Here is a 22062-nt window from a genome sequence, read left to right as displayed (position 1 = left end):
TGCAGGTGCAAACCTGCAGTTTTTATTTTGACAAAAAAGCTGTTTTGCTTATGCAAAACAGCTTTCTTTATTAGTTTGCAATATCCCGCTTCATGAAGATTCCGAAAGCAAGCAACAAGAAGATGATAAAGTAGATCGCCAGCATGACGATAGAAAACGTCATAGTCATCCCTTTTATTAACGGTGTGCCATCCACATACTGAGTCAAGTCGACATTAGCAAACAATATATACTTTGCCCAGTCAAATTTCGCTGCAATAAATGCAGTTGCAGTCGTACCGGCAACCAATAAGAAGATGGAAAAACCAACCGCAAGAGAGCTGTTTCTGAATACCGCAGACAGCATAAATGCCATCGTCGCCACCATTAAAGCCGAGACGGATTCAGAAAGATACGTTGTGGCCAAATGCCCCATCATGTTTTGCTCAATGACATGGCCATCCTTATAGATTAAATGAATATTCGCGGCGGTTTCACCACCCGTCCCGAAGAAGATCAACCCTAATAAAGTAGAACCGATAAATAAAATCAACAGCAACAGGAGCCCAAACAGGAGAACTGTAATATATTTGGACATCAAAATTTGAAAACGGCTGAGCGGCCGAATCATTAATAGCTTAATCGTTCCCCAATTAAATTCGTTCGCGACAATTCCGGCCGCGATGATAATAGTAAACAGACCGGTAAGGATGGTAAAGTTTGCTGAATCCGTTACATAAGACCATACCGTATAGCCCGTGTCACTAGGGATATTATGCTCGATGCGATAGTCGTTGAGTGTGATTGTTTCTTTATACCCATCTTTCAGTGAAGGATCTTCTTTGATTTCTTTCTTTAATTCGGCGTTTTGTGCTTGAAGTTCTTGTTTCCAATGGGAATTTGATTCACCAGCAGAAAAATGATTCGCCAAAAATGCAAATCCAACCATTGTCAGCCCCAGAATTCCGATCATCACCCATGTTCCGGCACGGCTGAAAATTTTGAGCCACTCATTATAAATCAAATTAAGCATGTTGAACCTCCTCTTTTGTTTCACCTGTCATTTCTAAGAAACGGTCCTCTAATGATTTTGTTATAACCTTGACCTCATAAATACGGATTTGCTGCATCACCAGCAATTCAATAACCGCAGGGACTTCGTCTTTAGCCAGTTTGATTTCTACACCATTTGTCTTACTCAGCAAATCGTACTGATTTAAAACAGCAGCGGCTTCATTCGGCTGCTCAACCTGGAAGAAATATGTATCGTTCTCATCAATGTTTTCATCTTTTACATTTTGAATATCGATCAGCTTTCCTTTTTGCAGAATCGCAATTCGATCACACATCAGTTCCATTTCTGACAGCAGGTGGCTTGAAACGATGACAGCCATTCCTCTTTCTCGGGTCAGCTTCTTTAAATGATCTCTGATTTCTCTGATCCCCGCCGGATCAAGGCCGTTTGTCGGTTCATCCAAAATCAGCACTTTCGGATCGTGCAGAAGGCATTGTGCCAAGCCAAGACGCTGTCTCATCCCCAGAGAATATGTTTTCACCTTGTCGTGGATTCTGTCTGTTAAACCGACCAGTTCAACAACTTCATCAATTTTTTCCTTCGTGACACCCTTGACCATCCTTGCGTATTGCTGGAGATTTTTATATCCGCTCAAAAATTTATACAGCTCGGGATTCTCAACGATCGCTCCAATATGCTTAATCGCCTTGCCATATTCTTTCGTAATTGATTGGCCGCAAATGAGGACATCACCTTTCGACAGCTTCATTAACCCCACCATCATCCGGATGGTTGTCGTTTTCCCCGCTCCGTTTGGTCCCAAAAAACCGAATACCTCGCCTTCACGAATCGTAAAACTGAGATCATCAATGATCGTTCGGCCTCTGATGTTTTTAGTCACGTTTTTCAATTCCAACACTGTTTTCATCATATTCCTCCTCTTTCTAGCAAACTTCCATTTTTGATTTAAACCATTGCAACACAGACATGCCTTCCTGTTCACGAATATCTTCTACTTCACGCTGCGCAACTTTTTCTCCATTGGCGAGGATGATTACTTCGTCTAACAAAGTCTCAATTTCATCAATTTCATGTGTCGCGATCACGACAATCTGCTGCTCAAAATCAATGTACGACACAAGGCTGTTTACGATGGAATCCCTGACCATCGGATCAAGCCCGGAAAAAGGTTCATCAAGCAAGATGACGTCTGCCCGTCTCGCTAAAGCAAGAACGATTTTCAGCCGGCCACGATTTCCTTTTGATAGCTTTTTGATCTTTTTTTCCGGATTCAGCTGCATCTCATTCAATAGCTTATAAGCCTGTTCTGTTTGAAAATCAGGAAACTGCGACTGATAAAAATTCACCATATCTTTAACAGTGAAATGCGGATAAAACATATCAAGCTCAGTAAGATAAGCCGTTTGACGCACCATTTCTCTCGTAACCTGCTCTTCATCAACTTTCACAAATCCTGAAGTCGGAAACAGAAGGCCAGCCATCATTTTCAGGGTCGTTGACTTGCCGCTGCCGTTCGGTCCGATCAGGCCATAAATCCGTCCGGATGATAGGGTGATTGACACATCATTGACGGCCGTATGGCGGCCGTATTTTTTTGATACATGTTCTAGCTTGATTTCCATTTTAGCCTCCCTCTGTGAATGTTTTAATCCCTTCTAACATTTCCTCTTTCGTTAGCCCTAGCTCTTTCATTTGCTTGACAAAGCCTTCCAGCACCTCTCGTGTCAGCTTGTCTTTCAGCTCGTCTACGATTTCTGCTTTTTCCGCAATAAACGTCCCTTGACCTCTTCTTGTCTCCACAATACCCAGCCTTTCCATCTCACTGTACGTTCTTTGAATTGTATTGGGATTTACCTTAGTTTGAATCGCCATTTCTCTTACTGAAGGAAGCTTGTCTCCTGGGAGCAGCTCCTTCCTGACCAGCCTATAAAAGATCTGATCAGCGATCTGCAGATAAATCGGTTTCGAGGATTTGAATTGATTGTCCATATTTACACCTCTACTTTACGATCAAGCAGTTTTGAAGCCATGATGAGCAGCAAGAACGTGATGACTATAGCAATAGGAAACCCTAGCACAGACAGATGGATAGGTTTTAGTTCCAATCTCCAAACATTGTGGAAGTGGAAATCAAAATTGCAATAGACTGTTACAGGCCAGAAATGCTTTTGAGATTCAACCAAAGGGCTTATGATGTATTCATCGAAGAATAACCACACTGCAACCAACAGAACCATCGCAGCCCACCGCATTCCGCGCCAATTTCTGAGAGAGTGAAAAACAGTCCAAAATACAATGACTGTTACTGACATATCTAACGAAGAAATAAGCCCATACATATTCAGCAAAGCCACTGTACTCGTTATATCAACTTGATGCTCCAGCAGATTTTTTACAGAGAGCATATGATACATCCATATGCCATAGGCTGTTAATGCCAACTGAATCACAAATTGATAGAGCAAAGATGCTGCCAATTTAGAAGAAAACAGCCATAAGCCGCCATTTGGATTGTACAGCCAAAGCTGTGATTTCCCTTCCTTGCGAAGGTGATAAAACACAAAAACAGGAGATAAGAAAAGCAGAAAAAAAGCAACTGCAACAAAAAAACCAAAAATGACTAGAGGTTCTTTCGTGCGAGAAGCTATAATATGGCCTGTCCCCAATAAGAAAATGATTCCGCATATCCATACTAGCAGCCACATTCTTGAAAGCTTGATATCTTTCTTTAATAAACCTAAAAAAGAATTCATGTCTTTACCTCCCGGAAAAAATCCTCGGTGTATGAGTAACATAGTACACTAGATCAAGGTGGAATACAACATATTCCATGGATTTATTTGATAAAAACATAATTGATGGAAACAGCAAAAAAGGCAAACCCGCATGAGTAAACGGATTTGCCTTTTTCATTACTTTTTCTTATTTTTCATAGAGAGCAGCGCATCACGATAGCTGCGGTCCTGCATTTTGTCACTTTCCTCAGTGACCTCTTCTTCTGCATGAACTTCATCAGAATGCTTAAACTTTTGCAGCGCCTGCCTGTAAATATCATCACCCATTGTGTCACGCTTCTCTTTTGGAGAATCGTTTTTGACAACGGATGGCGTATGCTCGGCTGCCCTTGCTTCAGCAGGGTAATGCGCTTCGTTTTTTTCCTCTTCTGGAGGTGCGATTCTATCGGTTGCTTCTTGCTTCTCAGGTCCAGGTGAGGCGTTGCGGACGTTAAATGTAATAAGGGCCGCAATGACAATGACAGCAGCAATTATTGCTATAATAATGGCCATTTCAACCTCTCCTTACTGTCCTGCTGTTAGGTTTCCTGTGACTTGGCTGACACGTCTTCCCAACGCGCGTCCAAGCTGAATACCTTCCTCAGACATTAACTCATCACTGTCTACCGGACAAGTGACACCTGCTCCGTAATAAGAGCCATAAAGTGCGTTTTCAGGCACGTTGCCAGGCAGTCCGACAACAATCATGCCTTGGTGGAACATCGGCGTGATTAAATTGTGCATTGTCATTTCCAAGCCGCCGTGTGTTGTTGCCGTTGTGCAGAAGACAGCACCGACTTTGTTGATCAGCTCGCCTTCAGCCCACAAGTAGCCAAGTCTGTCGATCCAAGTTTTAAGACCGGAGCTGATTGTTCCGAAATGCCCTGGGCATCCCCAAATAATCGCATCCATATCTTTAAGCTTGCGGATATCAGCCTGATCTACATGGTCGATGAACACTTCAGCCGCGTCGTTTTCTCGCGCGCCTTCAGCAATCGCTTCTGCAAGCACTTTAGTATGTTCGCCTTCACTATCATACACTACATAAATTTTCATTCAGGAAACCTCCCTGTACAGATTAAGATTCCTTAGCTTCTTTTGGAGCAGGAAGTAATGAAAGCTCCTCTTTTTTCTTCTTACGCAATTTATCTTTTCTGACGTCACGCAGGAAGATACTTAAAATCAAACCTGCTACACAGAATAAGGTTGCCCACATAAAGGCATCATTTATCCCCATGACATTGGAATCGAGTGACGCGTGTTTATAAATATGTGAGTACACATATGTTTTCGCCGTATCATAAGACACATTCATATTCACCATTAAATTCGAAACTGCATTTTGGAACGCATGGAGGAAGTTCGGGTCCGCCGTGCTTGTTTTATCTGCAATTTGTGAATAATGGAATGTCGTCCGGTTTGTATAAATCGTCGTAATTAAACTTGTTCCGATTGATCCGCTGATTTGGCGAAGCGTGTTGCTCATCGCCGTTCCGTGGCTGTTCAGACGGGCAGGAAGCTGGTTCATCCCGGCTGTCATGACTGGCATCATTAAGAGAGACATACCAAATGCACGAATTGAATAGATCAGCATGATGTGTGTATATGGTGTATCAATTGTCAATTGCGTGTATTGATATGTTGTTACCACTGTCACGAGAAGCCCGATAATCGCAAGCGGTCTCGGTCCGAATTTATCGAACAATATACCTGAGATCGGTGACATAATCAGCATAACGATCGCACCCGGAAGCAGAAGCAGACCGGATTGAAGCGCCGTAAAGCCGACCAGGTTTTGCAGATAGATCGGTAAAAGGAACATACCAGTGTAAAGTGCCACTGTTATAATGATATTAATGACACTCGAGAGTGAGAAAATGTCATATTTAAACACTCTGAAATCAAGCATCGGATCATCATGACGCAATTGCTGAACAACAAAAGCAACAATTGCAATGGCTCCGATAATAACTGTAGACAATACAATCGGGTCGGTCCAGCCGTCAGACCCGGCTTCACTGACTCCGTATAATAAGGAGGCGAATCCGACAATCGATAGGATTGCGCCAAGAGTATCGAGTTTGATTTTTTGCGGCTCCACCATATTTTTAAAGATGAAGAAAGCCACAATGATAACAATTGCGCCGATCGGCACAAGTCCGTAAAACATAATGCGCCATGTATAATGCTCAATAATCCACCCGGAAAGAGTCGGGCCGACCGCTGGAGCAAACATCATCGCTAGCCCGAAAATCCCCATTCCTTTCCCCCTGCTTTCAGGCGGGAAAATTAACAGAATGGTTGTCATAACGAGCGGCTGCAAGATACCTCCGCCCACGGCCTGAATCAAACGGCCGATCAGCATTGTAGAGAAGTTAGGTGCGATACCGCAGACTAACGTACCGAGCGTAAAACAAAACATCGCGACGAGAAAGAGACTCCGCTGGCCAAATCGTGTAATCAGGAAAGCAGATAACGGAATCAATACACCGTTAACAAGCATGTAACCTGTTGTCAGCCACTGAATCGTCGTTGCACTTACGCCAAATTCAGTCATTAAGTGCGGCATTGCAACATTAAGCAGTGTTTGGTTTAGAATTGCCAAAAATAAACCCGCCATTAGCACAATCAGCAATGACATAGGGTTTTTTGCATTTTTTTCTTTGCCTGTAGCCATCTAAGACAACCTCCTTTCATGGTTTGATGACTGATCTGTTTTACTCAGAAATTTTAACAGATGCATTCATTCCAGGAAGCACCTTATCAGATGGGTTTTTGATTGAAATTTTCACAGGAATTTTTTGTGTTACTTTTGTGTAGTTTCCGCTTGAATTTGTAGAAGGAAGCATATCAAAAGTTGAGTTAGTCGCATAACCAATTTCTTCTACAGTACCGTCAAATGTAGTATCAGGGTCTCCGTCAACTACTACGTCTACACTATTTCCTACTTCAATATCCGCAATATCTGTTTCTTTAATATTTGCTGTGATGTATAGGTTGTCCATGTCAATCGTTTGTGCAATTGTTGTACCAGCTTGTACGGTTTGTCCGTTTTTCACTTCGTTTTTCACAATTGTTCCATCCATAATGGATTTTACGTCAACAGTTTGTTCGCCTTTGATTTTTGCAACTGTGTCGCCTTTTTTCACTGTTTTTCCTTCGTCCAGATCCCAGTCAGATACTTTACCTGCTGCTGGAGCAGTAATAGCAGCCATATCGCCCGCTACTTTTGCTTCATCTGTTTTTACGTAGTTTGTGCTTTGATAATAGTAGTAAGCACCTCCAGCTATAATTGCAAGAACAACAATCAAACCGATAATGTTGGTCAGAATTAAACGTCCTCTGTTCATTTTGTTTTCTCCTTTCGTTTCATCCTCTATCATTTTGCGGAAAGCTGGTGAAAATATGTGAGAAGTTTTTAATTACCGCTTTTTTCTGAACAGCCTTCAGCAAGCTTCGTTAAGCTTCCGGCTAGTTTGCGCAAATACTGCAGCTGGGAGGTATCAAGCTTTTGGTACAAGCCAGCACCCATTTTTGCATATTGCACAGCGGCTTTTTCTATCAGTTCTTCCCCCTCTTCGGTTAACTGAATCATGACGATACGGCGGTCATCCGGACTGTCATATCGATTCATCAATTGGCGCTTATACAGAATATCTGTCATCCGCGTCACAGAAGCAGGCTTAAGATCAAGCGACATTGCCAGCTTGCTTAGCGGGGTGCTTCCGCTTTGATGAATTTTAAACATCAGCAAATATTGAAGGACTGTAATATCAAAAGGCTCAAGCACAATCTCCAATATCTTCTTCTGTTTTTTATATATCGCCCGAGACGTATCGAAGAGCTGTTCAAAAGTGAGCAAAGCACGTTCTGATTCAGTCAACTCCTTTTCACCTCATTCCTCAATAATAGTTCACAAGATAAAATATTAATAAATGAAAGAAGATTTGTCAAAGGAAAAATTTCTTTTTCTCCCGTATTTTTTTCGCAAGCGTTTTCTTGCTTTTATTAAATAAAAAAAAGCCCTGAAATGGGCTTTTCATTACGAAAATTGATGGCTTACACCAGACTCTTCATTTCTGAAAAAGTTCTTTAGAGCCTGAAAAACATCAGATTTCTGTTTTAAAATATAGTACTTAAATTTCTCATCTTTTACATTTTTATATGCAGACATTAACGTTGAATGCCTGTTGTACTGATTGACCTCGCCGTAGCAGAATAGATTGGCCTTCTTCATAATATCATTGACCAGTTTCACACAGCGCGCGTTATCAGATGTCAGGTTGTCACCGTCAGAAAAATGAAACGGGTAAATGTTATAGCGGGCGGGATTGTACTTTTCATCAATAAGCTCAAGCGACTTCCGATATACGGAAGAACAAATGGTTCCGCCGCTTTCTCCCTTTGAGAAAAAATCCTCCTCCGAGACCACTCTTGCTTCTGTATGATGGGCAATAAATTCAATTTCCACAGTCTCGTATTTTGTCCGCAAAAAACGGGTCATCCAGAAAAAGAAGCTTCTGGCCATGTATTTTTCCCAAACCCCCATACTGCCGCTTGTATCCATCATGGCTAAAACGACGGCTTTTGATTCGGGCTTTGTGATGTCATTCCACGTCTTATATTTCAGGTCCTCCGGATAAATTGGGTAGAACGACGGTTTTCCTGACATTGCGTTTCGTTTAAAGGCTGACATCATCGTTCTTTTCTTATCAATATTACCGGTTAACCCTGTTTTACGGATATCATTAAACTCGATATCTGTATGAATGATATTGTCCCGCTCTTTTTGTTGGAGATTCGGAAGCTCTAATTCTTTAAAAAGCGCTTCTTCTAAATCCATTAATGAAACTTCCGCTTCATAATAATCCTCGCCTGCCTGATCACCGGCACCCTGCCCTTTTCCAGGCCCTTGTTTTTTGTCTGATCCATCCCGGGCCACAACATCTCCAACCTGGCTCTCGCCGTCTCCTTGCCCTACATGTTTATTTTTATCATAGTTATAACGGATTTTATACTCATCAAGTGAACGGATTGGGATCTTCACTACATCTTTTCCATTAGACATAATAATGCTTTCCTCAGTTACGAGGTCCGGAAGATTGTTTTTGATCGCTTCCTGCACTTTTTTCTGGTGGCGCTGCTGGTCATCGAAGCCTTTGCGATGGAGGGACCAGTTTTCCTCAGAAATCAAAAAATGGCCGCTGTCATTTTGGGACATGAATTCCCCTCCTTAACCATTTGTGGTCGTGATACATACGTATTCCGGCTTGTGCCAGATTATGAAACAAGTCTTTTGAAAAGATTTATATTCATCATATGCACATATGCACGTTTAATTGACAAACTATTTAGAAAATGGGACAAAATAACCCGCCCTATTCGGACGGGTCACGTTGCTTATCGGTTCAGCAGGCTGCCGACATATTTCAGCAGCTCATTGGCGCTCGTCGAGTTGTAGCCGTGCTCATCAATTAAACGGGCCACGACTTCATTTACCTTTTTCAGCTGCTGCTCATCCGGCGTTTTTGTTGAGGTCGTAATTTTAACGACATCCTTCAGATCAGCAAACAGCTTTTTCTGAATAGCTTCACGCAGTCTTTCATGGGAATTGTAATCAAACCGCTTGCCTTTTCTCGCATAGGCCGAGATGCGGATTAAAATTTCTTCGCGGAACGCTTTTTTGGCGTTTTCCGAAATGCCGATCTGCTCTTCGATGGATCTCATCAGCTTTTCGTCAGGGTTCATTTCCTCTCCTGTCAAAGGATCACGAAGCTTATTTTTATTGCAATAAGCCTCTACGTTATCGAGGTAATTGTCCATAAGTGTTTTTGCTGATTCTTCATACGAATACACAAACGCTTTTTGAACTTCCTTTTTCGCAATGTCGTCATATTCCTTGCGGGCGGCAGAAATAAAATTCAAATACCGCTCTCTGTCCTCGCTTGAAATTGATGGGTGCTGATCAAGACCTTCTTTTAAGGAACGAAGGACATCGAGAGAATTAATCGATTCCATATTTTTTCTGATAATCGTTGAAGAAATCCGGTTGATCACGTACCTCGGATCAATGCCGCTCATACCTTCATCATTATATTCTTTTTTCATATCCTCAACGTCGACAGAATTATATCCTTCCACACTTTCTCCATCATACAGTCTCATTTTCTTGACCAGATCAATATCCGACCGTTTCGGCTCTTTTAACCGGGTAAGGATTGAGAACATCGCGGCGACCTTCAACGTATGCGGGGCAATATGAACATCCGCCACATCGCTTTCTGCGATCATTTTTTCATAAATTCTCTCTTCCTCAGACACTTTTAAATTATAAGGAACTGGCATCACGATGATTCTTGAGTGCAGGGCTTCATTCTTTTTATTAGAAATAAATGAGCGATACTCCGTTTCATTCGTGTGAGCCACGATCAGCTCATCAGCAGAAATTAACGCAAACCGCCCAGCTTTAAAATTCCCTTCCTGTGTCAAGGAAAGCAAATGCCAGAGAAATTTCTCATCACATTTCAGCATCTCCTGAAACTCCATCATCCCGCGGTTCGCTTTATTCAGCTCTCCGTCAAACCGGTAAGCACGCGGATCTGATTCTGAACCGTACTCGGCGATTGTTGAGAAATCAATACTCCCCGTCAAATCGGCAATATCCTGAGATTTCGGATCAGAGGGACTGAATGTTCCAATTCCCGTACGCTTATCTTCTGAAAAGAAGATGCGCTCCACCTTCACATCCTCAATTCTTCCTCCGTACTCTTCCTCCAGCCTCATGACATTTAAAGGAGAAAGACTTCCTTCTATTCTAATGCCGTATTCCCTGTAAAAGTCATCGCGTAAATGATGGGGGATTAAATGTAGAGGGTCCTCGTGCATCGGGCAGCCTTTAATCGCATATACAGCGCCATTATCTGTCAGCGTGTACGCTTCGAGACCTTTTTTAAGCATTGTGACCAGCGTGGATTTACCGCCGCTCACAGGCCCCATCAGCAATAGAATCCGCTTTCTGACATCTAGACGTTTGGCAGCCGGATGAAAATACTCTTCCACAAGACGCTCCAGAGATTCTTCAAGCCCGAACAGCTCGCGGTCAAAAAAACTGTACTTCTTGCGCCCGTCAATCTCCTCTATCCCGCTGTCTTTTATCATATTAAAAACTCGAGAATGAGCAGATTGCGCGACCATCGGATTTTCTTTAATAATCTCCAAATAATCGGCAAAAGTTCCTTCCCATTTCAGCCGCTGCTCTTCCTCTCTGTACTGTTCAATTTTCTTTAATATATCCATAAGGACCTCCTCTATCATGTTTGATACACTATGCAAATAAGGTACTTTGATACAATCTATGCCGCCATCCCGTGATACATGCTTTGGTTTCTTAAAAATAAAGATACTTATACATCGTTGACAAGGCAGACCGCGACCGTTCATAATAAAGAAAAATACAGAATCATCCAGACTCGGACAGCACGGAAAAATTGAAGAGGGGGAGAGACGGTGAAAACAATCATCATGATGGGTGTCATTGTCACTTTTTTAGTATCAATTTTTACCGCAGGATACGATAGCAAGCCTGGAAAAGAATAAAAAAGGGTGCTCCTGAAAGAGCACCTTTTTGTATAACAGAACAATGTTTTACAGTTTTGTTTTTTCTTTAATCTGTGAATGCGGATCGCATTCACATTTGTTTTCGTACTCAATCGTTCCGATGCTGCATCCCGGCCCGATGATCACTTCTTTTCCCCTGACAACTGCCGCTTCGGTATTCTCCAAATAAACCCGATCTCCTTCTATGACATCGGCGATCAGCTTCCCTTTCTTCCGGCTAAAAAAACTCGCGCGTCTTTTCACTGTAATTGTTGTTCCGCCGATTTCCTGCACATGGCTTATATCATGGCTCAATCCCAGCTTGATCTCACCCGAATTTAATAACCCCGATACATCAACACAGCCTGTGACATGGAACATTTCTGTTTCACAATCACCTATTACGCTAAGCTTCCCTTTCACATCGCAGGATTCTCCAGTCATATTCCCGCCAATTTCAGTCTGGCCTTTCAGATTGAATCGATCAAATTGAAGTGAGCCGCTGACTTTCATTGTCCCATATATATTGATTTTGCCGGCTGTCAGATCGCCTTTACATTCACTTTCTCCGAGCACACGCAGCCGCTCAGTCTCTGCTTTTCCGAGAAAAAGGCCCGTTCCGTATATGCGGCAGCCTACAGCAGACAGCCCTTCTCCAACTACACCTTCTCCTTTGATGCTGACATTGTGATACGCGCCTCCTGCGGCATGCCCAGCGCCATATAATTTTAAATTTCCCAGTTTTGTTGTCTCCATTACGATCCTCCTTACAACTTTGTGGATGTTTCAACCGACGCGCTTGGATCACAGGTATAGTCCCCGCTGTATTCGACGGTTTCAATCTGGCAATCCGGGCCGATGACCACTTTATTTCCGCGCACGGTTTTCGCCTTTGTATTTGTCAATTCAATCACGTCACCTTCGATCAGCTCTGCTGTTAGAACAGGCTGCGGCATTAATCTGAGCAATGTCAGCATTCCTTTTCTGCAGGTCACTTGAAGATGGCGGCAGCCGATCTCCCGCACATAGCTTTCCCCTGCAGAAAGCTTAATGATCACCTGGTCTGCATTTAAAAGCCCGCTGATTTTGCATTTCCCTTCTGATTGAAAGGTTTCTGTTTCACAATCTGCTTCCATGACAGCTTTTCCGCTAATGTCAATGCCATCAGCCTTGACAGTGCCGCCAAATGTTGATGATCCAGCGATTTTCAATTGTTTTGCAGATACCTCTCCTTGAATAAAACCAGTGCCATTCATCCGGATAGATTCTGCTTCAACGTCTCCATGTATCTTTCCTGAACCGCTGATGGTTACCGCTTTCGCTTTGACGCTGCCGTCGGCTTTTCCGTTTCCATTAAAAGAAAAAGTGTCACACTCCACGTCCCCGGCCACTGTCCCGCTGCCATTAATCTCAACAGATTGAAATGTTCCTCCCTTTGAACTTCCTGATCCGTTTATCACCAGCTTTTCCACTACATCCATTGATGGCCCTCCTGCATAAATGTTGTTTTTAATTCCTCTGAAGCTTTTAATAAATCTACCCGTTCCACAACCTTTACGGATGATTCAAACAAAATGCTGTCCGCCGCAGCCGCTATAAAACAAGTTGTGACACCGAGCTTGCGGAGCACAATCAGCTCCGTCTGTTTTTCAATCTCTTCAGTATCATGCTTCTTTAATACCTCTGCAGCCATTTTTGCTTCTGCAAGGCTGACATTTCCAGACTGCAGCAGGCCCTCAAGCACAAACAGCGAAAGCAAATCGCTGGATGAAAAAACCGGACTTCCTCCGTCTTCTGAATAGGCTTCAAGAGCAGGCCTTGAAACCAAACCTTTATGAAGCAATTCATCAGCGGTCATGCTGACATCCTTCATTTTCGGCGACAGCATTTCCCTCATTTCATCCAAAGACAAATTTTCTTTCATCTTTTGAATCATTGATATACGTTTTAAAATCTCCTCTCTCGGAAAAAACGTCTCTTGCCCTGTAAATGTGGATTTACGAATAAACCATTCCTCAGGTATTAAGTTTTTCCGCTTCCATCGATACAGCTGACCGTATGAAATCGATGTTCTTTCAAGTAATTCTTTTTTAGAGATTAATTGTTCTTCCATAAGTCCAGCTCCTTTGATGGGTACATTGTAACATAACACTGTTACGTTGTTAAGCCCAAAAACGAAACAAAGCATTTCAACATCCGCAAAAAAACCCGCCCATCATCGATGAGCGGGTTTTTTCACTATTTTAAATCACGGTAATTTTGCTGGCGCAGCGCTTCATAAACAAGAATCGCGGCAGTATTGGACAGATTTAACGATCTGACGTGCTCTGTCATCGGAAGACGCAGGCAGCGGTCCATATTATTTTGAATTAAATCCTTTGGCAAACCGCTTGTTTCTCTTCCGAACACGAAGAAATAATCCTCGTCAAGATCAGTGTAATCAAATGATGTATGAGGCTGCTGGCCAAATTTTGTAATAAAGAAAAACTTGCCTTTTTTATATGCCTCAAACAATTCTTCTAACGAATCATGATACACAACGTTAACAAACTCCCAATAATCGAGTCCCGCACGCTTCAGCATTTTATCATCCGTTGAAAAGCCGAGCGGACGAATCAGGTGTAGCGTTGTATTGGTTGCTGCACAAGTACGTGCAATATTCCCTGTGTTAGCGGGAATTTCTGGTTGATATAAAACGACATGTAATGCCACAATGTTCACCTCTGTTTTTCTTATCCGCCCATCATTATAACATTAATTACTCTTTTGTCGTATCATCAACGATATGAAAAAAGGCATATCGTATTGACGGCGTGTATGCCGTAGAATCCTCATATGACCAATACCTCATCCGGCTGTCATAGGTCTGGGCGTTGACAAGCGGCATATTGCCTTTGTCCTTTGCCACGACAATCGTTGTATGATTAAACCGGCCGTCTCCTTCGAAGTCATAGCAAATCACATCGCCCGGCATCAGTTCTTCCGCTGATTTCACCCGCACCGCACGCAGTCCGGCCTTTGAATTCGACAAATACATTTTCATAGAGTGAGCCACCGTCCAGCTGTAGCTCCATGAGCTTTGTTTCATCCACCAGCCTGATCCCCTGTTCGGATGACCGCGCATCGGCGCGCCTCCTGCATGAAGACACTGAGAAATAAAATTTGTACAGTTATCGCTGAAATTTTTATAAGCAGGATTGCGCTTGTTCCAAAATTTCTCGGCATATTGGACAGCGCCGAGACGATCGTATTGAAAAGCCCTGCCAAACGCTTCTCTTTCCTCTTCAGCTTCAGAATAGTCAATAATACTGGTCCCTTCATGAAATCCAGCCGGCTTTTTCGCAATTTCCTGATCACTAATCAAAATGTGATCATACAGGAAAGCCATTCGCTCCTCTATGTGCTCTTCTATATACAAGCTGTCATCTTGTTCCTTACACACGTATTCGTAATGGATGGTATACGAAAGGCAGGTCGTTCCGTCATCCTCAACCCGCACATGATTAATCACGGCCTTTGCTTTCGCTTTTATGATGTCAACTTTACGTTTTTCCAGAAGCTTTTTCTTACGCTCCATGACTTTAAGGTCTCCGACTTGAGACTCCTGTCTCATAGCATGCCCGTTAACCAGAAAGCCCAGCCGCTCCTCCGCTAATTGTTCTAAAATGTACTTCAAGCTCACCCCACCCGCCATACTTTTTTATAGAGAAAAAACACTTGGATGATCTCAAGTGTTTTTTCCTTCTGCTCTATACGTATGTCAGGACAGGCCTTGTTTAGTCATGCCTGAAGCTTTTAGCAACTCAATTCCTTTTTCAATTTCCAGCTTTGCCTCTTCATCCTTCTCTTTTTCCAGCGCTTTTTCAAGCTCTTCCGCGTAGGCGGGGTCTCCGATTTTTCCGATTGCCCATGCGGCTGTCCCCCTGATGACAGGACGCGGATCCTTGTGCATCAGTTCCGTCAATTCAGGCAGTGCGGAAGCATCCTTAAAATGCGCAAGCGCGAGAATGGCGTTTCGCTGAATCGGTTTTTTCCCGCGCCAAGAACCTGAGACATGCCCGAATTTCTCCTTAAATTCCCCATTACTGATGGTCAAAAGCGGCTTCAATAACGGTTTGGCAATCTCAGGATCAGGCTCCATTTCCGGATGAAGATGAAAATCCTTCCCTTTATTGAGAGGGCATACCGTTTGGCACGTATCGCACCCGTACAGGCGGTTTCCGATTTTTGTCCGGAATTCATCAGGTAAAAATCCTTTTGTCTGGGTCAGAAAAGAGATGCAGCGCTGCGCATTAAGCTGCCCGGGATTAACCAGTGCTCCCGTCGGACAGGCGTCCAAGCATTTCGTGCAGGACCCGCACATATCTTCAATCGGCACATCAGGCTCAAAAGGGATATTTGTGATCATTTCCGCCAAATACACATAAGAGCCATACTCGGGTGTTGTGATCATACAGTTTTTCGCACTGAATCCAATTCCGGCACGTTCCGCAACGGCGCGATCAGACAATTCACCTGTATCAACCATTGACTTCGTTCTGATATCCTCATGCTTGCTTTTTAGAAAATCCTCCAGCAGATCAAGCTTTTCCCTCAACACATCATGATAGTCTTTTCCCCAGGAAGCTCTGCAAAAAATGCCCCTGCGCTCAGTTCTCGTGCTTCTCGGCGCATCCTTCATTCTGGAAGGATATGCGAGAGCAATTGCCACTATTGATTTCGCTTTCGGCAAAAGAAGCTTCGGCGTCACCCTTTTTTCGATATCTGGCTCTTCAAAGCCGGAGAGATAGCCGAGTGATTCTTGAAGAATCAAACGGTCTTTTAAACTGTCAAAAGTATCAGCGGTCGTAAAACCAATCTTGTCCACGCCAATGCTTTTCGCGTATTCAATTAATTCTTCTTTGAGCTGATAAACGTTCATGTTTTGCACAGCCTCCTTTCTTTGTGATAAAACGATACAGCGTTTATAATAGGTTGATATCACGTAACTGGAGTGAATGCTAGTGAATATCAAACTTGATTCTGTTATTACTGAACGTGCGGCCGGCTTACATGCAGCTGCTGTCATTTATGAGAATATCGAAGTCGGCTCCTCACCGCAAATGCTGAAAGGCAGACTCCGCCTGTTTCAAGAATCCTTGTTTTTCGACTATGCGGACGGCGGTATATCCGATGAATCCTTCGTCAAGGAATGGCAGGAACTCTTTAAACAGCTTAACCCTTCATTTGAGGGAGAAACAACCCCAATGGAGGACATGCTGGTCCCGATATCCAAGGAACAATTCATGGAAAGTAAAGACTCGGCCCATGACACAATCGATTTTTTCGCATTAAAATATTCTCTGCCTATTATGATTTATGATGCCGGAAAGCTTCATGAGCCGGTCCGGATCTCATTGGGAGAAAAAGAAAACATACTGCTTTTCTCTGATGAAAACGGCATTTTTGGCGATTTCAAAAACAACGTCAACCACTATCCCGTTTCAAACGAGACTAAGAATATGCTGCAAATCATTTTTTTCCCGCCATCGATTGAGAAAAGCAGCGCTGTTAACCTCTTATCATCATTAACGAAAATGTTTGAACAAATTCACGGCGGCACCCATACAGTACATTGGCTTACGTAAAAGAACACGAATACCGTGTTCTTTTTTACATAAAAAAACGCAATACTTCGTTTATCTGAGAAACGAAACACTGCGTTAATAACGTATGTATGGAGCGGGTGATGAGAATCGAACTCACGACATCAGCTTGGAAGGCTGAGGTTTTACCACTAAACTACACCCGCATTTGTGATTGTCAGCAACAGTACCGCTCTGACTTTTTTTATATTACATGTTTATTTATTTTTCGTCAAGGGAATATAAAAATTTTGTCGAAAAAAAGTTATCTTTTTGTAAAGTTGTTAAGTTCCATTTACATAATGTTAAGTATACTATACAATATAATCAATCGAGATTGTGAAGGGGACAGACGTCATGATGAAAAATAAAGTAAAAGAGCTGAGGGCACGCTTCGGCTATTCTCAGGAAAAACTAGGAGAAACAGTCGGCGTCACAAGACAGACTGTGGCTGCTATCGAAAAAGGCGATTATGTTCCCTCACTGCTGTTAGCACTGAAAATCTGCAAAGCCTTCTCCATGAAAATGGAGGATGTCTTTTGGTTAGAGGAGGAAAACTAAGATGAGCATGAAAACAAAAGCAGCTTTTCACCTTGTGTTATTTGGCCTTGCATGCTGGACGCTGATTGCATACTTTGAAGCCTCAGAAGGAATTGCATCTTTTTTCGACACAAAGAGCGGCGGGATGGTGTTTGAATTAAACCTCACCCCCTTTATTCTGTTTGTTGCGGCGTCTGCGGTTTATTTGTACTTACAGAAAAAAAGCCGCCCTGCCAGAAAACAGCTTCTTCTGCCTGATGAGTTTGAAGAGCAGGATGAAAGAGAGCAGATGATGACGGCAAAAGCATGTCGCGCGTCATATATCGCTGTCTACTTCTCGCTGCCTGCCGCAGCGGTTCTTCTCATTTTTTATCCGCTATTTCAATCGCGCATTCCGTTTTTCCCTATTATTATTGTGTTTATCATCATGATCATCCAGCACCTTTCCTACGTCATCTCTTTCAAGAAAAACGAAAAAAACTCCGGCGCGCTGTAATCGGCCGGAGTTTTTTCTTACCAGCTTGCTTTTTTCACACCGGGAATCTGGCCTTTATGGGCCAGCTCCCTGAAAGCGATTCTGGACATTTTAAACTTCCTCATATATGCTCTCGGGCGCCCCGTTACCATGCAGCGGTTGTGAAGCCTTCCCGGTGCTGAATCTCTTGGCAGCTTGCTGAGTGCCTCGTAATCTCCTTTTTCCTTCAACTCGCGTCTAATACCAGCGTATTGCTCAACAAGCTGTTGGCGTTTTAACTCTTTTGCCACTTTTGATTTTTTAGCCAAGTCACATAGCCTCCCTTTAAATCGAAATTGTTACGATTTAAAATGTATCATGCACCATTCAAAAAAGCAAGCATACCGCTTTGTAAAACAGACGGCTTGAAGCCGCCCACTCTAATGATGCAATTCCACATAATACAGTAACGCATCTTGATGCTTAATGAGCTCTTTTTTATGTTCAGAGGTGTGATTGTCTCGTCAGTCCCTCTAATACTGCTGCCGATCAAAGCAGGCTTCTCGAAAGTAATCGGTTCCGGCGATGAAATATTCTGAGTCATTTCCTGTGTTGTGCTATCGTCGCGTTTCACCGATGAATCAGCCGCTATATTTCCCTGTTTATCCACAATGCCAAAATGAATGGTGGTATGTTTATTCTTTCCTTCCCCCTCTTCATTCTCAAAATAAACAAATTGTATGGTATCGGGTTTTTCCTCTGAATAATCTGCACGAACCGGTCCAAACCTCTCAACAAGCTTTCCCTTTTGATAATGTTCGATGTACATGTCAGCTGAAGAAATACCTTCACCGATATTGACGGCTTCGGCAGTGAATGCCTGTGAAGCTGCGACATCCATTCTGTTTTTTTCAAGATCTGATATGTCCGCCGCTTTGATTTCCATCTGTTTTGAATGTCCGCATGCTGACAGCATAGCTATGAGGCAAATGACTGCCGCGCTTCTCAATGTTTTCAGAAAAAAAGCCCCCTTTTTTTGAATATCATACCATGTTCGGGGGGCTGTATTTTAGTTAAACTCATGCATTTTTCTCTTTGACAAAATAAGTGTTTCCTACCGCTTCTCCCCTTTTGTTCTGAAGCTTTCTCGTCCGATCATTTTCAAACGGCAAAAGCGGAAATACAAGCTCTGCAAAATAATACGCTTCTTCTAAATGCGGATAGCCGGAGAATATAAACGATTCTATGCCGAGTGCCTGGTACTCCGCTATCCGGTCGGCAATCGTCTGCGGATCACCGACAAGAGCTGTTCCTGCCCCTCCTCTGACCAGGCCGATCCCCGCCCACAGATTCGGGCTGATTTCAAGCTTCGTCCGATCGCCTTGATGAAGGACGGCCATCCGCTGCTGGCCTGAAGAGTCGTAACGGCTCAAAGCTGCCTGCGCTTTGGCAATGGTGTCATCATCCAAGTGGCTGATCAAGCGCTCTGCCGCTTCCCACGCCTCTCGTTCAGTTTCACGGGCAATGACATGCAACCTAATGCCAAATCGAACGGATCTCCCTTCTTTTGCCGCTTGCTTTTTGACTCTCTCTATCTTTTCTTTTACTTGTTCAGGCGGCTCACCCCATGTCAAGTATACGTCTGTATGCTTTGCGGCAGCTTCAATCCCAGCCTGTGACGAACCACCGAAATAGATGGGCGGATGCGGCTCTTGCTGCGGCGGGAAAAGCAGATTGCTGTTTTCCACTTTTATATGCTTTCCTTCATAGGAAACCGTTTCTCCCTGCAAAAGTCTCCGCCAAACGGTTAAAAATTCGTCTGTTGCTTCATAGCGCTCATCATGGCTGATAAACAGGCCATCGCCTGCCAGCTCATACGGATCGCCCCCTGCCACAACGTTGATCAGCAGCCGGCCGTCTGAAATGCGGTCTAGGGTGGATGTCATTCTGGCTGCCAGAGAAGGCTGCATTAAACCAGGTCTTACCGCAACTAAAAACTTTAAGTCCTTTGTTTCTCCTGCCAGCGCCGACGCTGTAAGCCACGGGTCCTCGCACGATCTTCCCGTCGGCAGAAGAACTCCTGTATATCCCAGCCTGTCTGCCGCCTGCGCGACTTGTTTAAAGTAAAGATGATCCGCAGTCCGTCCATCACTTTCAGATCCTAAATATCTCGCGTCTCCATGAGTCGGTATAAACCAAAGAATTTCCATATTCATCTCCCCTTTATATCTTTTATCCTTCGTAGCTGTTTCTCCACTTTAACAGCTTTCGTTCCAGCAGCCTGACGAAGGAATCCGTCAGCTTTCCAACCACTGCAAAAATGATAATCCCTGCAAAGACTTTATTCGTTTGTGAAAACTGTCTCGCATCCATGATCATATAGCCGACTCCCGAGCTTGAGCCCATCAGCTCTGCCACAACGAGCCCGAGCCATGCAATGCCGAGCGATAAGCGAATGCCTAGCAATATATTGGGCAGGGCTGCCGGCAATATCACTTTGGATATCTGCTGATGCCATTTAAATTCAAGCACCCGGGCGACTTCAAACAGCTTCGCGTCAACCCCGCGGATGCCGTTAAACGTATTGATATAGACAGGAAAGAAGGCACCGAGCGCAATCAGCAAAATTTTAGATACTTCGTCAAATCCGAACCATAAAATAAACAGCGGCGTGACGGCCAGATGAGGTACGGTTCTAAGCATTTGCAACGACGGATCAAGATACAGCTCCGTCCGTTTGGAGAATCCGGCCAAAATCCCGATCATCAATCCAAGCCCCGCGCCAAGCAAAAAACCAAGCGCCGCCCGATAAATGCTGATTTGCAGATGGCCGAACAGTTCGCCGGACAAAATAAGCTCCTTAAAGGTCAGAACAATCGTAACAGGTGTAGGCAGCACTGTAGCGGACACAACCCCCAGCCCGCCGATGACCTGCCAGATGGCAATGATGACAGCGGGCAGTAAAAGCCCCTTCATCCAGCCGTATCTCTTCCTTCCGGGCTTTTTTCGCACCGCTTCCGCATTCGTTTTGGGCAGCGAGCCCGCAGCCTCTGCTTTCATCATTGATCACCTCCTGAGGAATGTTCCTTTAATGCTTTTTTGATAAAAGTGTTATCGACAACATCCTTCACATCAATCTTCTTATCTATCGCCTTTGTTCGAAATTGAAAATCTGCTGTTTCCTGCTGCGCTTTCACAATGTCGTCACTGATGACCTCATTCAGAGGTTCAGTATTTTTCAGCACATTTTCGACGACCTTTTTATCGAGATCTTTAATGTCAGAATACAAGTCCGCTGCTTCATCCAGATGTTCCTTTTGCCATACAACGGCTTTATTAAACACCTTCAGAAAACGGACCACTTCGTCTGGATGCTCTTCTGAAAACTTTGTTCTTACTAAAGTAAAACCCGGTGAATATAAATCTGTGCTTTCTCCGTTCACAAGGATTTTTGCTCCGTGTTTCATTGTTTCTAAGGACAAGTACGGCTCCCAAATGGACCAGGCATCAACAGATCCATTTTCAAATGCGGAAGCTGCTTCATCAGGCTGAAGCTGAATAATTGTCACATCGTTAGCTAACAACCCCACTTGATCAAGCGCTTTATACAAAAAATCAAACCCGCTGCTGCCTTTGGCGACTGCAATTTTCTTTCCCTTTAAGTCCTTAACGTCTTGAATGCCGCTGTTTTGATTGACAAGGATGCCGTTTGCTTTCAAACCGTCCTGAGACAAACCGATTTCTTTAAAGTCAATGCCTGCCGCCTGTCCAGCAATCACAGGCGAATTACCGACTTGAGAAAAATCAAGTTTGTCTGCCGCAAGGCCTTCAAATTGGGGCGGACCGCTTTGAAACTCCACCCATTTCACTTTGATGCCTTCTTTTTCAAATGCATCTTCGAACCAGCCTTTTTCTTTTGCGATCAAAAGCGGGCTTAAGCTTTGCTGAATACCAATACGAATTTCCTTCAATTGTTTGTGGTCACCGCTGGCTCCATTTGCTCCACAGCCTGCGAGCAGAAAAATAACGGCAACCAATACAATGAGTCCTTTTTTCATT

26 protein-coding genes, 1 tRNA gene and 1 pseudogene are annotated in these 22062 nt (G+C 43.6%); 3 read left to right on the top strand and 25 right to left on the bottom strand.

Annotated features, from left to right (window positions below; genetic code table 11):
- Positions 1 to 70: 70 nt before the first annotated feature.
- The 19 genes from KXZ66_RS04935 to queG form a co-directional block, all read right to left on the bottom strand.
- Positions 71 to 1012 (bottom strand): ABC transporter permease, encoded by a 942-nt coding sequence (locus tag KXZ66_RS04935; RefSeq protein WP_024572924.1) that lies wholly within the window; start codon positions 1010 to 1012, stop codon positions 71 to 73.
- On the bottom strand, positions 1005 to 1922 hold the full coding sequence (locus KXZ66_RS04930) for an ABC transporter ATP-binding protein (RefSeq protein WP_038829223.1): 918 nt from the start codon (positions 1920 to 1922) through the stop codon (positions 1005 to 1007). The genes KXZ66_RS04935 and KXZ66_RS04930 overlap by 8 nt, the downstream gene beginning before the upstream one ends.
- 16 nt (positions 1923 to 1938) lie before the next feature.
- On the bottom strand, positions 1939 to 2637 hold the full coding sequence (locus KXZ66_RS04925; RefSeq protein ID WP_015252494.1) for an ABC transporter ATP-binding protein: 699 nt from the start codon (positions 2635 to 2637) through the stop codon (positions 1939 to 1941).
- 1 nt (position 2638) lies between these two features.
- Positions 2639 to 3004, bottom strand: coding sequence for a GntR family transcriptional regulator (locus KXZ66_RS04920; RefSeq protein ID WP_219144832.1), 366 nt, complete (start codon positions 3002 to 3004; stop codon positions 2639 to 2641).
- 2 nt (positions 3005 to 3006) lie between these two features.
- Entirely contained in the window at positions 3007 to 3768 is a 762-nt protein-coding gene (locus KXZ66_RS04915) for a hypothetical protein (protein ID WP_038829220.1), read from the bottom strand.
- 4 nt (positions 3769 to 3772) lie between these two features.
- Positions 3773 to 3928, bottom strand: coding sequence for a hypothetical protein (locus tag KXZ66_RS04910; RefSeq protein WP_003233426.1), 156 nt, complete (start codon positions 3926 to 3928; stop codon positions 3773 to 3775).
- On the bottom strand, positions 3928 to 4302 hold the full coding sequence (locus KXZ66_RS04905; protein WP_003233427.1) for a hypothetical protein: 375 nt from the start codon (positions 4300 to 4302) through the stop codon (positions 3928 to 3930). Before KXZ66_RS04905 ends, KXZ66_RS04910 begins: the two co-directional genes overlap by 1 nt.
- Positions 4303 to 4314: 12 nt before the next feature.
- Positions 4315 to 4845 (bottom strand): NAD(P)H-dependent oxidoreductase, encoded by a 531-nt coding sequence (locus tag KXZ66_RS04900; protein ID WP_003233428.1) that lies wholly within the window; start codon positions 4843 to 4845, stop codon positions 4315 to 4317.
- A 22-nt stretch (positions 4846 to 4867) separates the two neighbouring features.
- On the bottom strand, positions 4868 to 6466 hold the full coding sequence (locus KXZ66_RS04895) for an MFS transporter (protein WP_003233429.1): 1599 nt from the start codon (positions 6464 to 6466) through the stop codon (positions 4868 to 4870).
- 40 nt (positions 6467 to 6506) lie between these two features.
- Positions 6507 to 7172, bottom strand: coding sequence for a biotin/lipoyl-containing protein (locus KXZ66_RS04890; RefSeq protein WP_014476241.1), 666 nt, complete (start codon positions 7170 to 7172; stop codon positions 6507 to 6509).
- A 35-nt stretch (positions 7173 to 7207) separates the two neighbouring features.
- Positions 7208 to 7672 (bottom strand): MarR family transcriptional regulator, encoded by a 465-nt coding sequence (locus KXZ66_RS04885; RefSeq protein ID WP_003233431.1) that lies wholly within the window; start codon positions 7670 to 7672, stop codon positions 7208 to 7210.
- A gap of 159 nt (positions 7673 to 7831) precedes the next feature.
- Complete coding sequence (gene yhbH / locus KXZ66_RS04880) at positions 7832 to 9010, bottom strand: sporulation protein YhbH (protein ID WP_003233432.1); 1179 nt, start codon at positions 9008 to 9010, stop codon at positions 7832 to 7834.
- Between the two features lie 179 nt (positions 9011 to 9189).
- Entirely contained in the window at positions 9190 to 11085 is a 1896-nt protein-coding gene (gene prkA, locus KXZ66_RS04875; RefSeq protein ID WP_003239626.1) for a serine/threonine protein kinase PrkA, read from the bottom strand.
- A gap of 348 nt (positions 11086 to 11433) precedes the next feature.
- Positions 11434 to 12141 (bottom strand): hypothetical protein, encoded by a 708-nt coding sequence (locus tag KXZ66_RS04870; protein WP_124073070.1) that lies wholly within the window; start codon positions 12139 to 12141, stop codon positions 11434 to 11436.
- 11 nt (positions 12142 to 12152) lie between these two features.
- Positions 12153 to 12866 carry a bactofilin family protein gene (locus tag KXZ66_RS04865; protein ID WP_021479697.1) on the bottom strand — a complete coding sequence of 238 codons (714 nt, stop codon included), beginning with the start codon at positions 12864 to 12866 and terminating at the stop codon, positions 12153 to 12155.
- Entirely contained in the window at positions 12857 to 13498 is a 642-nt protein-coding gene (locus tag KXZ66_RS04860) for a YhbD family protein (protein ID WP_003245603.1), read from the bottom strand. The genes KXZ66_RS04865 and KXZ66_RS04860 overlap by 10 nt, the downstream gene beginning before the upstream one ends.
- 125 nt (positions 13499 to 13623) lie before the next feature.
- On the bottom strand, positions 13624 to 14106 hold the full coding sequence (gene trmL, locus KXZ66_RS04855) for a tRNA (uridine(34)/cytosine(34)/5-carboxymethylaminomethyluridine(34)-2'-O)-methyltransferase TrmL (protein WP_010886453.1): 483 nt from the start codon (positions 14104 to 14106) through the stop codon (positions 13624 to 13626).
- A gap of 37 nt (positions 14107 to 14143) precedes the next feature.
- A complete protein-coding gene (locus KXZ66_RS04850; RefSeq protein ID WP_010886452.1) occupies positions 14144 to 15079 on the bottom strand; it encodes an amidase domain-containing protein in 936 nt (311 codons plus the stop codon).
- Positions 15080 to 15145: 66 nt separating this feature from the next.
- A complete protein-coding gene (gene queG, locus KXZ66_RS04845; protein WP_151870318.1) occupies positions 15146 to 16306 on the bottom strand; it encodes a tRNA epoxyqueuosine(34) reductase QueG in 1161 nt (386 codons plus the stop codon).
- Between the two features lie 82 nt (positions 16307 to 16388).
- On the opposite strand from queG, the gene KXZ66_RS04840 reads away from it, so the two are divergent.
- Entirely contained in the window at positions 16389 to 17012 is a 624-nt protein-coding gene (locus tag KXZ66_RS04840) for a B3/B4 domain-containing protein (protein ID WP_003233449.1), read from the top strand.
- 90 nt (positions 17013 to 17102) lie between these two features.
- On the opposite strand, the gene KXZ66_RS04835 is transcribed toward KXZ66_RS04840, so the two are convergent.
- Positions 17103 to 17176: transfer RNA gene (locus KXZ66_RS04835), tRNA-Gly, on the bottom strand.
- Positions 17177 to 17369: 193 nt separating this feature from the next.
- On the opposite strand from KXZ66_RS04835, the gene KXZ66_RS04830 reads away from it, so the two are divergent.
- The gene (locus KXZ66_RS04830; protein WP_009966860.1) at positions 17370 to 17570 is read left to right on the top strand and encodes a helix-turn-helix transcriptional regulator; all 201 of its coding nucleotides are present in this window, start codon (positions 17370 to 17372) and stop codon (positions 17568 to 17570) included.
- A 1-nt stretch (position 17571) separates the two neighbouring features.
- Entirely contained in the window at positions 17572 to 18045 is a 474-nt protein-coding gene (locus KXZ66_RS04825; protein ID WP_141949365.1) for a hypothetical protein, read from the top strand.
- Between the two features lie 17 nt (positions 18046 to 18062).
- Here KXZ66_RS04825 and rpsN read toward each other — a convergent pair whose 3' ends face one another.
- The 5 genes and pseudogenes from rpsN to KXZ66_RS04800 all read right to left on the bottom strand — a co-directional run bounded on the left by rpsN (position 18063) and on the right by KXZ66_RS04800 (position 22061).
- On the bottom strand, positions 18063 to 18332 hold the full coding sequence (gene rpsN / locus KXZ66_RS04820) for a 30S ribosomal protein S14 (protein WP_003233455.1): 270 nt from the start codon (positions 18330 to 18332) through the stop codon (positions 18063 to 18065).
- A 111-nt stretch (positions 18333 to 18443) separates the two neighbouring features.
- Positions 18444 to 18979, bottom strand: a pseudogene (locus KXZ66_RS04815) (hypothetical protein).
- Positions 18980 to 19082: 103 nt separating this feature from the next.
- A complete protein-coding gene (ssuD, locus tag KXZ66_RS04810; RefSeq protein ID WP_101169432.1) occupies positions 19083 to 20213 on the bottom strand; it encodes an FMNH2-dependent alkanesulfonate monooxygenase in 1131 nt (376 codons plus the stop codon).
- A 22-nt stretch (positions 20214 to 20235) separates the two neighbouring features.
- Complete coding sequence (locus KXZ66_RS04805; protein ID WP_010886451.1) at positions 20236 to 21066, bottom strand: ABC transporter permease; 831 nt, start codon at positions 21064 to 21066, stop codon at positions 20236 to 20238.
- A complete protein-coding gene (locus KXZ66_RS04800; protein ID WP_038828317.1) occupies positions 21063 to 22061 on the bottom strand; it encodes an aliphatic sulfonate ABC transporter substrate-binding protein in 999 nt (332 codons plus the stop codon). Before KXZ66_RS04800 ends, KXZ66_RS04805 begins: the two co-directional genes overlap by 4 nt.
- Position 22062 lies beyond the last annotated feature (1 nt).

Source organism: Bacillus sp. LJBS17, assembly GCF_019334685.1.
In the GTDB taxonomy this organism is placed as follows: domain Bacteria; phylum Bacillota; class Bacilli; order Bacillales; family Bacillaceae; genus Bacillus; species Bacillus subtilis.
This window is presented reverse-complemented; position numbering and strand designations above follow the sequence as displayed.